The sequence below is a fragment of the Flavobacterium succinicans LMG 10402 genome, from assembly GCF_000611675.1.
GTDB classification, from domain to species: domain Bacteria; phylum Bacteroidota; class Bacteroidia; order Flavobacteriales; family Flavobacteriaceae; genus Flavobacterium; species Flavobacterium succinicans.
On the sequence record NZ_JATV01000009.1, the window covers coordinates 1 to 16,269 of the forward strand.

Genomic DNA, 16,269 nt, shown 5'->3' on the forward strand with positions numbered 1-16,269 from the left:
CTAGTGATATGATCCAAAGTAATGATGCGAGTTCCTGAATTGATATGTGAGCCCGGCTCATTGAAACCAACGTGTCCCGTACGACCAATTCCTAACAATTGAAAATCAAGGCCACCTGCGTTTTTTATGTTCATTTCGTAATCAATACAATATTGATTTAACTCCTCAATGGCTACCGTTCCATCAGGTACGTGAACATTGTCTGGATGAATATCAATATGATTGAATAAATGTTGGTGCATAAAGAAATGATAACTTTGCTTGTTTTCTTTATTCATCGGATAGTACTCATCCAAATTGAAAGTGATTACATTCTTAAAGCTTAACCCTTCCTCTTTGTGCATACGAACCAATTCTTCGTAGACTTTTATTGGCGATGATCCAGTGGCCAATCCTAACACACAATTCTCATTGCTTTCTTGTTTTGAGCGAATCAAATCGGCTATTTCTTGAGCTACTATTTTTGAAGCTTCCACTGAATTTTTAAAAATTTCATTGTGAATTTTTTCAAATCGTGTTTCTTCGAATGCTCCTGGGGTATTATAAATAATTGTTGAGGTTGTTTTCATTTTATCTTCATCATTTAATGGTAGTTGTTGTAACAAAATTAAATAAAAAAAGAAAAACAATACGTTATTTTGCATTTTAATTTTAATAAAAATAAAAATAACGCATAATAATGCATTAAATATAATACTAAAAATATCTGTTATAAGATATTAATTCCTGTTTTTTTGTATTCTGATAACCTATAATCTTCAGGATCTAATTCTGTGACTATAGTGCTTAAATGATTTAAGTCGCACACAACATGAGGCATTTTAGTATCCAGCTTATTAGAAGAAAACATTGAAACAACTTGCTTTGAAGCTCCAATCATCGCTTTTTTAACTAAGGTCACCTCGTAATCTACTTCTGTCAACCCTAGTTCTAAATTAACACTGCACGCACCTATAAAACAAATATCTGCTTTAAGTCTTGATAACACCTGTATCACATCCATCCCAATAGTTACCATTGCATTTTTTTGCATTTTTCCGCCAATAAATATTAGATCAATATTTGGATGTTGCGAAAGTTGCATAGCAATTCTTAAACTATAGGTGTAAATAGTCGCCTTTAACTCGGCAGGAATCAATCTAGCAAAAACTAAATTAGTGCTTCCCCCACTCATTATTATTACTTGGCCATCATGCAATAGAGATAAAGCCTTGCTTACTATTTTTATCTTTTGCTCTTCAGAAGTAATCACAATATCAAAAACATCAACAGGAGCATCAGTAATTAAAACAGCACCTCCGTAGACTTTGTTTAGTTTTTTTTTAGCGTGCAATTCATTTAAATCCCTTCTTATAGTATCCTCAGAAGTATTCAAAAGCAAAGCAAGATCCAAAGTCAGTACTTTTTGCTCTTTATCAATTTTTTCCAGTATGTACTTTTGTCTTTCAATTTTCAACATCTCTTTTATAATTTAAATCACAAATAACTCACAAATACACTAACTATTAAGATAATGTGTAAACAAATACATTCTTCGCACCCTACAAACATAAATAAAAAAAAATAACAAATTGCATTATTGTGCATTTTTATGATTTATTTAAATAAAATTTGACTCAAATTTACATTTATATGCAATAATTAAATATATTTGTAGTATAACCAAAATTGACCATCATGAAAAAAAAGTATTTAATTTTATTGCTGTTTTTTTGGGGAATACTAAGTAGTTATTCTCAAGAATTTACAGTAAAAGGTAAAGTTTTAGATATTGACAAAACCCCTTTATCAGGAGTCAATATTGTTAATAAATCTAACAAGAAAAACACTTCAACAGAACCAAATGGAACTTACGCAATAAAAGCTTCAAAAGGAGACGTGCTAGAATTTACATTTATAGGTTATGGCACGAAGAGTCTTAATGTATTGAGCAGCACACTCGATGTATTGCTTACAGAAACCTCACAAAATCTAAAGGAAATCGTTGTAATTGGATCTCTTGGACGAAAACTAAACAAAAAAGCACTTGGTTATTCCGTTCAAGAAGTAAAAGGACAAGAACTTGCAGACACACAAAGACCCAACTTTGCTAACGCATTACAAGGAAGAGTTGCCGGTTTAACTGTTACTTCTACTTCTGGAGCTCCAGGAGCCTCTGCGGCTATCCAATTAAGAGGAGTAAATTCCCTAAGTGGTAACAATTCTCCCTTGTACATTGTAGATGGTTTACCTATTAATAATGAAACTCTTAGTCAAGGGTTATTAATATCTGATCAATCTAATAGAAATCAAGATTTCACCAACAGAGGAGCGGACATCAACCCTGAAGATATTGAGTCTTTGACGATACTTAAAGGCCCAGAGGCAGCAGCTCTATATGGCATTCAAGCAGGTAATGGGGCCATTGTTATTACAACCAAAAAAGGAAGAAAAGGAAAAGGAAGAATCACCTATTCGAACAACACCCGTTTTGACCAGGTGTATCGATTTCCAGAGATTCAACAAGTCTATCAAAGAGGTATCAACGGAGTCTCAAATATAGATTATCGTAGACAATTTGGAGCTCCATTTGCAGAGGGAACAAATTTCTATAATAATATTGATAATTTCTTCAAAACAGGAGTATCTACCACACACAATATCTCTTTTGAAGCCGGAAGCGAAATAGGTTCCTATCGTGTTTCATTGAGTAATTTAGATCAAGAAGGAGTAACACCTAATACAGCATTTAACCGTTTAAACGTTGCTATAAATGGCTCTGCTATTCTTTCTCCAAAGTTAAAATCCGAAGGAACCTTTAGTTTTACAAAATCTAGCAATCAAAAAGCCTCAAAAGGTGGTGGAGGTTCTCTAGCTGCATTAGCTAACTCTGGCTACGTGTTAACCTTATTGGGTTGGCCACAAACAGATGATGTACGTAACTACTTGAATGCAGATGGATCTAGAAGAAAAATTTCAACTGGTATTTCGGATACCGAAACTGATAATCCATTTTGGGATGTAAATAAAAACGTAGCCGAAGATTTCAACAATCGTTTTATTTCTAACGTAGGATTAGTGTACGATCCAACTAGTTGGTTGAATTTGACAGCTCGTATAGGATGGGACGTAAACTCTGCACAAGGATATAGAGCTATTCATCCAGAATCAGCAGCGGGTATTACCACTCAGGGTTTTATCGAAACCTACTACAATTCTACTAGTAATTTAAACACTACTTTTTTAGCCTCTGTAAAAAAATCTTTTGGAAAATTCAATTCCAAAATACTATTAGGTAATGCGGTTAATGATAACTATTTCCGTATACTCTCTACCAGCGGAAATAAATTTTTTGATCCTAACTTCAATTCTATCAACAATACAGATGCCACTACTCAACGATCTCAAGAAAGAATTGTTCAAAGTAGACAAATTGGTTTTTTTACAGAGATGGCGTTTGATTATGATAATATAGCATTTTTAACACTTACTGGTCGAAAAGACTGGACTTCTGTATTGCCAGATCCCTTTTTCTACCCTTCTGTTGCTACGAGTTTCATGTTTAGCAACTTGCCCTTTTTAAAAGAAAACAAAGTGCTTTCTTATGGTAAATTAAGAGCTTCGTATGCAGAAGCCGCTAATATCCCCTCGCCTTACTCTGCAGTAGCTGTATACCAACCTCAATTGACAACGGATGGTGGATATGCGTACGGTGTAACGGGTGCAAATCCGAACCTAAAACCTGAATTTAGAAAGTCTTTTGAATTTGGAACTGAATTAAAGTTTTTCCAAGACAGATTAGGCCTTGATGTAGCTGTTTACAGTACCAAAACTATCGACCCTATTCTAAGAAACATGCGTTTAAGCTATGGTACAGGCTTTGTGGTAACATCTGCCAACTTTGGGGATTTGAAAAATGAAGGACTGGAAATTACATTAAATGCGACTCCCATAAAAACCAAAGATTTTTCTTGGAATCTCAATGTAAACTTTAACAAAACCGATTCTGAGCTACTTAACTTACCTCCAAGCGTAACAGAATACTATGTATCTGACACTTGGTTGTATGCCAATGCAAGAGCAGGTCAAAAAGTAGGTTCGCCGCTTACTTCCATAACCTCTCATAGCTACCTAAGAAATAATGCTGGACAAGTTTTAATAGATGCTAATGGATTCCCTATTCGAAATTCGAATTTTGAAATTACTGGCGATAGAAACCCTGATTTTGTGGTAGGTTTCCAAAATACATTTAATTACAAAAACTTCTCCCTATCCTTACTATTAGATATTCGAAAAGGTGGTGATATTTTTAATGGCACCGAAATGTTTATGTACCAAAATGGAATATCAAAAAACACTTTAGATAGAGAACAACCAAGAGTAATTGAGGGAGTACTTAGAGATGGTTTAGAAAACACAGCCACACCTACTAAAAATACCATTCAAGTCACTCCGTACTTTCAAAATGAATATTACAGAACTGCCGCCATTGAGACTGATTTTATTGAAAAAGATATCAATTGGTTAAGAATGCGTGACATCACTTTAAACTATCGAATGAGTGCAGAGTCCTTAAAAAACACTCCTATTCAAAACTTTTCAATATTTCTTACTGTTACCGATGCTTTTATGATTACCAATTATACTGGAGCCGACCCAGCAGTTAATGGTCTTAATGCCTCTACTGGAGGTGCTGGTGGAGCAGGATTTGATTTTGGAGTACTATCCACTCCTAGAGGATTTAACATTGGAATGAAAGTTGGATTTTAAAAAAAAAAACTATGAAAAATTTAAAAAAATATATCGCTGCCCTCGCCATTACTTCGGCCATCGTATCTTGTGATGATTTACAAGATTTAAATGTAAATCCGAGTTTTCCGGTAGATGTTTCTACTCAAGCTCTTCTTCCTCCTATTGAACAGCAAATGGCAGTGGGTTTACAATTTGACAATCGTTTTTTAGGAAGGTATGTACAGAATTTTAGTAATGTTACTGCAGGTAATGAGTGGGACTTAATGGGGTACACCAGAAATAGTGATTCCGGAGGAGAAATTTGGAAAATGGCCTACTTTTCTCTCGGCTTGAATGTTACCAACCTAGAAAAAAAAGCCACTGCTGAACAAAGACATGATATCACTGGAATTTCAAAAGTGATTCGTGCTTGGTCCTGGCAAGTAGCCACTGATTATCATTCAGAGTTAATAGATTTTGATCAAGTTTTTACCCCACGACTATCCTATGATTACGTTGGTCAAGATAAAGTGTATGCTGAAGTTTTACGTCTCATCGAGTCAGGTGTGGCTGATTTGCAACGCACAGATGGAGTGGTTTCTGCAGCCTATACTGGTGTTGGGGATAAAATGTACAAAGGAGATCGATCCAAATGGACTAAGTTTGCATGGGGAGTTGTCGCTCGAAACTTAAACAACCAAATTAACAAGTCAACTTATAATCCTGACAAAGTAATTGAGGCTTGTGATAAATCACTAGCTTCTAACGCAGATAATGCATTGATTAGTTATAATGGAACCATTAGCTCGGACTCCAACTTCAACGGTCCAGGGAGAAATAATTATCAAAACTTTAGACAAACTGATTTTGTGGTACGTTTAATGAACGGTTCTGTTTTTACAGGAGCTATTGATCCGCGTATGTCAAGAGTTTTGGCACCCTCGATTGGAAATTCAGAAACCGCACCAGCTTCTCCAGCTAATCCGGATCCCTCAAAATACACCTTCGTAGGTAACCCGCTAAACACTACAGCTTCTTCGGTTGCAGGACCGAGTAGAATTCCAAATTTATACGGAACATTTGTAGCTGGAACAGTTACAACACCTGGACGATACTTATTTAGAGATAAGGCTCAATTTCCATTAATGACGTATGCTGAAATTCAATTCATAAAAGCAGAAGCCGCTTTTATCAAAGGAAACAAAACAATAGCATTAGACGCCTACAAAAAAGGAATTCAAGCCAGTATCGATTTTGTAAATGCTAATACTGTTGTGAGTACAACTTACCCTATAACTTCTTTAATCACTGCAGCTGAAGCTACCGCTTTCATGAATAACACTAATGTGGTACCATCAGAATCCAATTTGACTATGAGTCATATTATTCTTCAAAAGTATATTTCTTTATTTGGTTTTGGACAATTAGAAGCTTGGACCGATATGCGTAAGTACAAATACGATACTAATATTTACAAAACCATGACTTTTCCAACCACCTTGTTTTTGGACAACAATGGAAAATTACCATACCGAGTTAGACCTCGTTTCAACTCTGAATATGTGTGGAATTTTGCGACCATTCAAAGCATTGGCGCAGATAAACTCGATTATCACACTTTTGAAATGTGGTTTATGAAACCCTAATTAACCCATTAAACCAATTATTATGAAAAATATATTTAAAAAAATAAAAAGTACTTTTCTGCCCTTATTGGGCGTATTACTTGTAACTTCTTGTGGTGAAGAAAATGATTTTAACCCTTATGAAAGTTTTGACATAGAAAATAAAGCTAAAGTAAAATTCATTCATACTGCCATTGGCGATGCAGGTGTAAATGCTCAATTAAATTTCTTTTTAGGAACTGAAAAAGTTTCAGGATTTATTATATCAAGTGGACTACCATTAGGAACTGGTTTTGGAAGTACTTTCCCTATTGAAAACTATTCTAATATCTCCTCAGGTGAGCAAGTTTTAAAAGGCATCAGTCCAAAAATTGCCGCAACCGCAACGCTGCCCGAAAAACCTGAAGTGGAACGTTTTTCCGAGGCATTCAAAACAGAAAGCGGAAAATATTATTCTATTTTCATCATTGGTTCAGATCCAAAAGTAGCTCCCGTAACTTACACTACTCATAAAATCAATGATGATTTGAGTACTGTAAATTTAGATAAAACAAAAGCGTATATCCGATTTATTAATCTAATTCCAAATTCACCAGTAGCTGGATATGATTTAGGATTAATTAAAACTACATCAATTCCAGGAGGGACGCCAGTAGTTACTAAAGAAGTTACCACATACAAAGGAATTACTTTTAAAGGAGGAAAAGAGACATTTATTGCTATTGAACCACAAGAGGCAATAGACAACCGAGGGTATCAAATCCAACTGCGCGTTTCAGGAGCCGCAATAAACACTCCTGGACTAGCAGCTCCTGCACTAGTTGCTAATCAAGCCAATTCTGGAACTGGAATTTTTATTCCAAGAGCGGGAAGAATGTATACCATTTTTTGCAGAGGATATTTTGGAGGTGTTCCGACTGCTACAGCCAATATACCTACCATTTCTTTTTACACCAATTTTTAATTCAAAATATAACCATTTTAGTAAAATCTAAAGTGGTTATATTTTTTTCTAGTTGCTTACTTAAATGAAAGCAAGAAAATTTTTCATGCAAAAAAATAATCATGTAGAGGTAAAAACTCAAAATAATCAATGAAAAATCATGAAAAAAACATATTTATTAATTGCTCTAAGTTTTGTTTGCCATTTTTCTTTAATTGCTCAATGCTACATTAATTCTGAATTCAATAAAAATAATCCCAAACGAGAACTTAGAGGTGTTTTTGTTGCCTCAGTTTACAACTTAAACTGGCCTTCTAATAAAAAATCAACTCCTGATGAACAAAAAGCAGAGCTAATCACACTACTGGATAATTTAAAAACAAACGGCTATAATAGTGTGTTTTTCCAAGTACGATCTGAATGTGATGCATTGTATAACTCTAACCTAGAGCCTTGGTCACAATGGTTAACAGGAACTCAGGGAGTTGCTCCCTCACCCATTTGGGATCCACTTACTTTTGCAGTTGAGGAGGCGCACAAAAGAGGGCTTGATTTACACGCATGGCTAAATCCTTATAGAGCTCAAACTTCTGACGTTGTTACTTATCCAAAAGCATCCAATCATGTCATGAATGTCAATCCTTCTTGGATAATTGACCCTGTTTATAGCCCTGTAGACCGTGAACTCCATTTGCGAATTCTAGATCCAGGACTTCCAGCCGTTACCAATTTCATTACGACTGTTGTTCAAGATATAGCTAGCCGATACGATGTTGATGGTATTCATTTTGACGATTATTTCTATCCTAATGGAGGCATGTTAGCCGCACCAAACAATCAAGACGCAGCAACATTTTTAACCAATAATCCAGACGGATTATCTTTGGCGGATTGGCGAAGAAGTAATGTTAACAAAATGATTGCCAAAGTATATGATGCCATTCAAACCATCAATAACATTCAAAATAAAAATATCGTTTTTGGAGTAAGTCCCTTTGGTATATGGAAAGCAGGGACACCAACAGGAATTAGTGGAAACTCTTCATTTGACGCCTTGTATTGTGACCCAATTGCTTGGCTAAACGCAGAAAAAGTGGATTATCTAGCACCACAATTGTATTGGAAAATCATTGGAAGTCAAGACTACAATGCACTCTCCAAATGGTGGAATGATCAAGTAAAGAATAAAAACAAACAACTATACATTAGCCAAGCTTATTACAAAATGTATGATTCGAACGCTTGGAGTGCTACAGAAATACAAAATCAGATCAATCAAAATAGAGTCCAAACCATGGAAGCTACTTTTGGGCAAATTGCTTATAACTATACGAATATAAAATCCGATCCAAAAAGTTTAAATGCCGCCCTAAATGCAACACAATATAAATACAAATCCTTTGCTCCTCCCATTGTAGGAAAAGATGGAATCTGCCCTAATCCCCCTCTAAACCTAAGATTTGAATCTACAAAATTAAAATGGGATACGCCAGCTGTAGCCTCTGATGGAGATCTTCCGATAAAATATGTGGTCTATGCCTTTAATTCCTCTGCTGAAGCCATTACCAATAAAGACGATGGTGCTAAAATTTTAGATATTATTGTTGGAAATGAAATTCAGCTTACACAAAATCTAATTGACACTAAACATTTTGTAGTAACTGCTTTGGATAAAAACAATAATGAAGCTGGCAATTTTAACACCACATTAGCCAGTTCTTCTCAAAATTTTGTATCCGAATTAAAGATTTATCCTAATCCATTTCAAAATACCCTAACAATTGAAAATAGCACTACGGCATCTGCAATAGCAAAAGTTATCTTTTACACTATTCTTGGTCAAGAGATTATCACTAAAACTGTAAATGAAAGTGTTTCACCTATTGAAATCGATACTAAATATTTTTCAAACGGCATGCATTTCATCAAAATAATCTTCGAAAATGGTAAAAGTGAAAGTCATATACTCTTAAAAAACTAATAAAAATAACGCATGAAAGCTCTATTCATAAAACATATACATTTGGCCCTAGCCTTATCCATGAGCTATATTGGATTTTCTAATTCAATCGTGAACAAAAAAATGCCTCAAGCTCATTTCAATACCCGATCCATAGAGACGGGAGCTGATAATTCTATGGCATATCTTCCATTATTAAAGGGAAAAAAAATAGGACTTCTTACCAATCAGACAGGCGTCCTATCTAACCAAAAACACTTGGTAGATTTTTTACTTGAAAAAGCCATTTCCATACACACCATTTTTGCTCCCGAACATGGTTTTCGAGGGACAGCAGATGCAGGAGAACATGTAAAAGACGGGAAAGATGCCAAAACTGGAATTCAAATTGTTTCTTTGTATGGAAAAAATGTAAAACCTTCAAAGGAACAACTTCAAGGGATTGAGATCATGGTTTTTGATTTACAAGATGTGGGGGCTCGCTTTTATACCTATATTTCTTCCTTGCATTATTTGATGGAGGCTTGTGCTGAGCAATCGATTCCATTAGTTGTTTTAGATCGTCCCAACCCAAACGGTGGTGTAATCGATGGGCCTATTTTAGAGAAAAACTACAGCAGTTTTGTTGGAGTGCATCCCATACCCATGCTACACGGCATGACCATCGGAGAATACGCACAAATGATTAATGGTGAAAAATGGTTGAAAAATGGTATACAATGTCAACTCACAATAATACCTTGTCTTAACTATAATCACCAAGCGAAGTATGTATTACCAGTAAAACCCTCTCCAAATTTACCCAATCAACAAGCGATACATTTGTATGCTAGTTTATGTTTGTTCGAAGGAACAAATGTAAGCGTAGGGAGAGGAACTGAAAAACAATTTCAAATATACGGATCTCCATTTCTAAAGACCACGTCATTTAGCTTCATGCCAAGACCAAATTTTGGTGCAAAAACACCAATGCACAACGGTGTTCTTTGTTATGGTGAAGACCTTTCTTTGGTGCCAAGACCAAAAGGAATTGAACTCAAATGGTTACTAAAAGCATATAAGAAAACGAAGGACAAAAGTAAATTTTTCAATGATTTTTTCACTAAACTAGCTGGAACACCACAATTACAGTTTCAAATTGAGAAAGGAGCATCTGTTGCTACAATTCGTAAATCATGGAAACATGGCTTGGATGATTTTCAAAAGATTCGTCAAAAATACTTATTATATTAATCCTTTAAATGAATACTCTAAACATGGAAACTGAACAAGATTCATTATATACTAATTTAGAAAAGATGAGTACCTCAGAATTACTCACAAACATTAATAATGAAGATAAAAAAATAGCAAAAATTGTAGAGAAGCAAATACCAAAAATAGAAAAACTTATTGATCAAATTGTTTTAAAAATGAGAGATGGCGGGCGTTTATTTTATATAGGTGCAGGAACATCAGGGCGTATTGGTATTTTGGATGCTTCGGAATGTCCTCCTACTTTTGGAGTGCCACAAAACATGATTATTGGTATTATTGCAGGTGGAGATACCGCTATACGAAAAGCGGTAGAAAACGCTGAAGATGATAGTGAACAAGCTTGGGTCGACCTATTACAACACAATATTAGCCCTGCTGATGTAGTTATTGGTATTGCCGCCTCGGGTAATACTCCTTATGTAATTGGTGGTTTAAAAAAAGCCAAAGAACACAATATTCTTACTGGAGGTATTTCATGTACCAAAAATAATTTAATCTCTCAAAACGTAGACTATCCCATTGAATTAGTGGTAGGACCGGAGTTCCTTACAGGAAGCACTCGTATGAAAGCAGGTACCTCTCAAAAATTAGTTTTAAATATGATTTCTACTTCGATCATGATTCAATTAGGAAGAGTTAAGGGAAATAAAATGATTGATATGCAACTTTCAAATAAAAAATTAGTAAAAAGAGGCATTGATATGATCGTTTCAGAGTTAGACATTGATGACGCACTTGCCCAAGAGCTACTACTAAAACACAAAAGCGTAAGAGCAGCCCTTCATGCCTACAAAAATCAATAAATAGCCATAATCCTTAAACAAAAGATATGACACCAAGTGGTATTCTCCTTTTAATAATCATCTATTTCGGCACGCTTTTTATCATTTCAAATCGAGTAAGTAAAAACGACAATGGTAATGCAGCATTTTTTTCGGCAAATAAAAATTCAAAATGGTACTTAGTCGCTTTTGGATTGATAGGTACTGCTTTATCTGGGGTTACATTTATTTCTGTGCCTGGCGAAGTGGGCTCACCTTCTGGAGAACAATTTAAGTATTTTCAATTTGTATTGGGTAATATGCTTGGTTTTTTAGTGATTGCTAAAATACTATTGCCCTTGTACTATCGAATGAACTTAACTTCTATCTATAGCTATATTGAACAAAGAATGGGCTTTTATAGCTACAAAACTGCCGCTTCCATTTTTTTAATTAGTAGAACAATCAGCTCTGCTTTTCGATTGTACTTAGTAATCATCGTTTTGCAGCGCTATGTATTTGATTTTTATCAAATTCCCTTTGCCGTTACGGTTTTGATTTCGTTATTATTAATTTTTTCCTATACCTACCGAAGTGGTTTAAAAACCATCATTATTACTGATACACTTCAAACTTTTTTCTTAGTAACCTCTGTTTTTTTAACCATTTATTTCATTTGTGACAGTCTTGATTTTGGTCCTATCCAAGCTTTTAATGAAGTCAAAAACAGCAATTATTCCAAAATATTTTTCTTTGATGATTTCTTAGGAGGCAAATTTCATTTCATCAAACAAATTATTGGTGGTATGTTTGTAACTATAGCAATGACAGGGCTTGATCAGGATTTAATGCAAAAGAATTTGAGTTGTAAAAATATTAAAGAAGCACAAAAAAATATTTATACGTTTACAGTCTTGTTTGTAATTATCAATATCTTCTTTTTAAGTGTAGGTGCTTTGCTTTATTTGTATGCCGAAAAATATGGAATAGCGGTTCCTCTTGATGCCATTACTCAAAAACCTAGAACAGATTTATTGTTCCCAGAAATTGCCCTTAATCATCTATCAACGATTCCTGCGATTGTATTTTTGCTAGGAATTATAGCGGCTACTTTCGCAACAACCGATTCGGCTTTAACAGCACTAACTACTTCTTTTTGTATCGATTTTCTAGAAATGGACAAAAAGGAAGAGGGCGAACAAAAAAAGGCGATTAAAATAAGACATATAGTTCATCTAAGTTTCTCATTACTGATTTTCATTTTTATCTTATTTTTTAATGCTATCAATGATAGTTCCGTTGTAGCAATGATTTTTAAAGTTGCTTCCTATACGTACGGACCTTTATTGGGGTTATATGCCTTTGGTCTTTTTCAAAAAAACAAAGTTGTAAAAGACCGTTGGGTTCCCTATTTGTGTGTAATTTCACCTATATTTACATATCTGATTAGTGAAAATAGTTTTTATCTTTTAGGTGGTTATGTTTTTGATAATGAGTTAATTGTGGTAAATGGATTATTGACTTATCTTGGACTTTATGCCATTAGTACAAGAACAACTGAAACGATACGATTTTAAATAAACTAAAATTTCAAATGTAACCATGATGAAATTGTAAAAAAAACACAAACCCAAAATTACCTTACCATGAACAAAGAACGATTACTTTCTCTTGATATATTTAGAGGATTTACCATTTTATTGATGACTATTGTCAACAATCCTGGGAGTTGGAGTGCGATTTATCCTCCATTAGCACATGCGGAATGGCATGGTTGCACCCCAACCGATTTAGTTTTTCCTTTTTTTATCTTCATTATGGGAACTGCGGTACCATTTGCAATACCTGAAAAAATATGGAACGTTACCGTTTTACAAAAAATAGCCATACGCTCAGCACGTATTTTTTGTTTGGGATTGTTTTTAAATTTTTTCAGCACCATTGAAGTTTTCGGTTTAGAAGGGACTTCCGTTTTGATAGCACGAATTGTAATTACTTTACTTGTTGCTTATGCCTTGCTTGGTAATTTTTCAACCAATGTAAAAGCGGGATTGGCTTTTGGACTTTTGGGCTTGATGCTTATTTTGGCCTTTAGCGGCATTGAAGCCTATAGCGAGGTTCGTATTCCCGGTGTATTGCAACGTATAGGAATCATTTATTTTATTGTGGCTATCTTGTATATCAAATCAAATTACAAACTACAGCTAATCATTGCTGGCCTTTTATTAGTAGCATATTGGGCTATAATGACTTTAATTCCTGTTCCTGGAATAGGTCCTGCTAATTTAGACAAAGGCACAAATTTAGCAGCATGGCTTGATAACATCTTACTCAATGGTCATTTATGGGGAGCCTCAAAAACATGGGATCCGGAAGGTATTTTGAGTACCATTCCAGCCATTGCTACAGGTATAATAGGTATGTTGATTGGACAACTTTTTCATCTTCCCATTTCAAAAATGGCTATTGTAAAAAGAGTAGCGCTATATGGTTTGGGTTTACTTGCTTTAGGACTAGTTTGGAATAGTGTCTTCCCTATAAACAAATCGCTTTGGACCAGCTCGTATGTCTTGTACACTGCAGGAATTGCATCCTTATGTTTAATTGCACTCTATTACATTATTGATGTCGCCAACTACTCCAAATGGACTAAGGTTTTCTTGTTTTGGGGTGTAAATCCTATGATTGTATTTTTCTTTTCAGGAATTATTCCTAGAGTCCTAAGTGGTATCCAAATTCAAAACCCTAACCTACCCACCGAAACCCTTTCGGTACAAACCTATCTGTACGATTTTATAATAAGCCCTAGCTTTGAAAACCCCATGAATGCCTCATTAGGGTATGCCTTGAGCTACGCTGCTTTTTGGTGTGTGATTCTATGGATTTTATTTAAAAAGAAACTCATTTTTAAAGTTTAATAAGTAGTATATCCTTTTAAATTACAATGATGCTGTCCGGGCAGGCTATCCACTACAAGTCCGCAGTCTTCAATCGATACAACATACCCCCAAAAGGAGCTTCTTTTAGTCGCTCTTTTGGGGGTTGTTGTACTACGATTTCAGCCTTTACGGGCTTTTCGTTCCTATCCTTGACAGAATTGCAATACATCTAATTGAAATATCATTAAACCCAGATTCCGCATTAGAAATCTACTACAACTAAATTACTTCACCATATTTATATTTTTTAGCGGAGTTCAGTGAATGAATTTCTTCTTCAAAACCAAGAACTTACTCCTATTTTTAAATTCAAAATACAAAAGTATTAGCTCATTGGTTTATATTTTATATAGGTATTCACTGAACGTTGTTTCCTTCTTCAAAAATAGTCCGTGAGCTCTTCCTTTTATTGAATAATTTAGTTTCGCTACGAAGTCTAATGCGGATTATGGGTTAAACCCTCATGGTAATCAAGAAATTTAAGATCTAGGTTTTGGTAAATTTCTGTCGTACATCACTATACTTCCAGCCACAGAGACATTCAAACTCTTTTGTGATTTAAATTTTATTAAATGATGACATTGCTGCATGGCTTTTTTAGACAAACCATGATCTTCGGCTCCTAGCAAATACACGCAACGTCTTGGATGCTCAAAAGTTTCCAAATCACAAGCATTTTCATCTAATTCCACCCCTACCAATCGTGCACCTTTAGGTAAATTATCATAAAAATCTTCAAAATTTTCATAGTGAAAATAAGGAATGGCTTTTACAGCGTCATGCGTGTCACAAGCTTGTTTGGCATATCGATTGCCAATTGTAAATATAAAAGTAGCGCCTAAGTTTTGTGCTGTTCGCCATAAAACCCCTAAATTTTCGGGTGTTTTACCATTTTGTATCCCAATCCCAAAATATTCATTTATAAAGTTATCATTCATACTTGCAAAAATACAAACTCAGTCGTAACAATTCCAGAATTTCTTTGAGCAAATTTATCCTATCACTGCTTCATTATTAGCCTAATCGAATTCTATAAAAAGAAAAAAAGAATTGAATTCAATGATTATCCCTATTTTTGCCGCTTTAAAATAAATTCTAATGAAAAAACAAATTCTATTCCTTGTTATCACTCTTTTTGTTTTCACTTCTCAAAGCTTTGCCTGGGGTAAAAAAGGACATGCCTTAGTGGCCGAAATTGCCTTTACTTATTTGGATCCAGCTGTACAAAAGATAGTAACAAAATACCTTGACGGGCGTTCCATACAAGATGCAGCGAATTGGATGGATGAACTTCGAGACGATCACTCCTACGATTATTTAAAACCGTATCATTACGTAAATTTTGATCAAGGTGTAAAAGTAGTGAGCCACGAAGGCGACAATATCATTTTCCGATTGACCCAAACCATACAGGAATTGAAAAACTACAAAAACCTCTCTGATGAAGCGGTAAAAATGAAAATCTGTATTATTTTTCACTTAGTGGGCGATTTACATCAACCTTTACATGTAGGTTTTGGCACGGATAAGGGAGGTAATACCAAACAAATTAACTACAACGGAAAAGGCACCAATTTGCATTCTTTTTTTGATAGCGGCATCATTAATGCTAGAAACATTTCACTAAGTGATTGCTTGGCGCTTAACACTTATTCAAAACACCAAATCAAACGTTTAGGCAAAATCAATACCGTAAAATGGGCTAAAGAATCTCGTAGCCACATGCCTACTATTTATGATTATAAAAATAATATCATAAGCGAAACGTACGTGGACACTCAAGCACCCATCATAAAAAAACAACTTTTGCATGCTGGTTTACGACTTTCTGCTGTACTAACAGAAGTATTTGGTTCGTAAAAACATTCAAAGAAACCTGACCAATAAGCAGCAATTAGCCTGTGTTTTTTGTAATTTAAGTAAAGGAAGAGAATCAATTAATGTATCATTGTCTAGATTAGCTTCACTCAAAAAAACAAATTAGTTCTCATTTGCTAAAATTTCTTTATTTTTTTGAATTCTAGCTTTAGGTAAATGCAATCAGTAGGAGTTTAGATTGGGTTTAAGTTATGTA

The 16,269-nt window shown here is 34.7% G+C and carries 12 protein-coding genes; 9 read left to right on the forward strand and 3 right to left on the reverse strand.

The window, feature by feature from the left end; all coding sequences use genetic code 11:
• Both AO58_RS17165 and AO58_RS0110195 read right to left on the reverse strand, forming a co-directional pair.
• Positions 1-569: 6-phosphogluconolactonase (locus tag AO58_RS17165; RefSeq protein WP_174382910.1), on the reverse strand; the 569-nt coding region annotated here is incomplete at its 3' end.
• Between the two features lie 140 nt (positions 570-709).
• Positions 710-1,459, reverse strand: coding sequence for a DeoR/GlpR family DNA-binding transcription regulator (locus tag AO58_RS0110195; RefSeq protein ID WP_024981611.1), 750 nt, complete (start codon positions 1,457-1,459; stop codon positions 710-712).
• 218 nt (positions 1,460-1,677) lie between these two features.
• Between AO58_RS0110195 and AO58_RS0110200 the strand changes: the two genes are divergently transcribed.
• The 8 genes from AO58_RS0110200 (at position 1,678) to AO58_RS0110235 (ending at position 14,174) form a co-directional block, all read left to right on the forward strand.
• Entirely contained in the window at positions 1,678-4,749 is a 3,072-nt protein-coding gene (locus AO58_RS0110200) for a SusC/RagA family TonB-linked outer membrane protein (RefSeq protein WP_024981612.1), read from the forward strand.
• Between the two features lie 11 nt (positions 4,750-4,760).
• A complete protein-coding gene (locus tag AO58_RS0110205) occupies positions 4,761-6,356 on the forward strand; it encodes a SusD/RagB family nutrient-binding outer membrane lipoprotein (RefSeq protein WP_024981613.1) in 1,596 nt (531 codons plus the stop codon).
• Between the two features lie 22 nt (positions 6,357-6,378).
• Entirely contained in the window at positions 6,379-7,299 is a 921-nt protein-coding gene (locus tag AO58_RS0110210; RefSeq protein WP_024981614.1) for a DUF4397 domain-containing protein, read from the forward strand.
• Between the two features lie 139 nt (positions 7,300-7,438).
• Positions 7,439-9,259, forward strand: a complete 1,821-nt coding sequence (locus tag AO58_RS17620; RefSeq protein ID WP_024981615.1) for a family 10 glycosylhydrolase — start codon at positions 7,439-7,441, stop codon at positions 9,257-9,259.
• A gap of 12 nt (positions 9,260-9,271) precedes the next feature.
• Positions 9,272-10,471: an exo-beta-N-acetylmuramidase NamZ family protein gene (locus tag AO58_RS0110220; protein WP_035717650.1), complete on the forward strand. Its 1,200-nt coding sequence runs from the start codon at positions 9,272-9,274 to the stop codon at positions 10,469-10,471.
• Between the two features lie 8 nt (positions 10,472-10,479).
• The gene (murQ, locus tag AO58_RS0110225; RefSeq protein ID WP_024981617.1) at positions 10,480-11,298 is read left to right on the forward strand and encodes an N-acetylmuramic acid 6-phosphate etherase; all 819 of its coding nucleotides are present in this window, start codon (positions 10,480-10,482) and stop codon (positions 11,296-11,298) included.
• 26 nt (positions 11,299-11,324) lie between these two features.
• The gene (locus AO58_RS0110230) at positions 11,325-12,833 is read left to right on the forward strand and encodes a sodium:solute symporter (RefSeq protein WP_024981618.1); all 1,509 of its coding nucleotides are present in this window, start codon (positions 11,325-11,327) and stop codon (positions 12,831-12,833) included.
• Between the two features lie 69 nt (positions 12,834-12,902).
• The gene (locus AO58_RS0110235) at positions 12,903-14,174 is read left to right on the forward strand and encodes an acyltransferase family protein (RefSeq protein ID WP_024981619.1); all 1,272 of its coding nucleotides are present in this window, start codon (positions 12,903-12,905) and stop codon (positions 14,172-14,174) included.
• 500 nt (positions 14,175-14,674) lie between these two features.
• Here the strand turns inward: AO58_RS0110235 and AO58_RS0110240 are convergent, their stop codons facing one another.
• Positions 14,675-15,133: an RNA methyltransferase gene (locus AO58_RS0110240; protein ID WP_024981620.1), complete on the reverse strand. Its 459-nt coding sequence runs from the start codon at positions 15,131-15,133 to the stop codon at positions 14,675-14,677.
• A gap of 160 nt (positions 15,134-15,293) precedes the next feature.
• Between AO58_RS0110240 and AO58_RS0110245 the strand changes: the two genes are divergently transcribed.
• Positions 15,294-16,055, forward strand: a complete 762-nt coding sequence (locus tag AO58_RS0110245; protein ID WP_024981621.1) for a S1/P1 nuclease — start codon at positions 15,294-15,296, stop codon at positions 16,053-16,055.
• The last annotated feature ends 214 nt before the right edge of the window (positions 16,056-16,269 follow it).

Excerpts from the sequence above, each read along its gene's own strand:
- AO58_RS0110195 (WP_024981611.1), bottom strand. The coding sequence starts at position 1,459 with ATGTTGAAAATTGAAAGACAAAAGTACATACTGGAAAAAATTGATAAA.
- AO58_RS0110200 (WP_024981612.1), top strand. The coding sequence starts at position 1,678 with ATGAAAAAAAAGTATTTAATTTTATTGCTGTTTTTTTGGGGAATACTA.
- AO58_RS0110205 (WP_024981613.1), top strand. The coding sequence starts at position 4,761 with ATGAAAAATTTAAAAAAATATATCGCTGCCCTCGCCATTACTTCGGCC.
- AO58_RS0110210 (WP_024981614.1), top strand. The coding sequence starts at position 6,379 with ATGAAAAATATATTTAAAAAAATAAAAAGTACTTTTCTGCCCTTATTG.
- AO58_RS17620 (WP_024981615.1), top strand. The coding sequence starts at position 7,439 with ATGAAAAAAACATATTTATTAATTGCTCTAAGTTTTGTTTGCCATTTT.
- AO58_RS0110220 (WP_035717650.1), top strand. The coding sequence starts at position 9,272 with ATGAAAGCTCTATTCATAAAACATATACATTTGGCCCTAGCCTTATCC.
- murQ (WP_024981617.1), top strand. The coding sequence starts at position 10,480 with ATGAATACTCTAAACATGGAAACTGAACAAGATTCATTATATACTAAT.
- AO58_RS0110230 (WP_024981618.1), top strand. The coding sequence starts at position 11,325 with ATGACACCAAGTGGTATTCTCCTTTTAATAATCATCTATTTCGGCACG.
- AO58_RS0110235 (WP_024981619.1), top strand. The coding sequence starts at position 12,903 with ATGAACAAAGAACGATTACTTTCTCTTGATATATTTAGAGGATTTACC.
- AO58_RS0110240 (WP_024981620.1), bottom strand. The coding sequence starts at position 15,133 with ATGAATGATAACTTTATAAATGAATATTTTGGGATTGGGATACAAAAT.
- AO58_RS0110245 (WP_024981621.1), top strand. The coding sequence starts at position 15,294 with ATGAAAAAACAAATTCTATTCCTTGTTATCACTCTTTTTGTTTTCACT.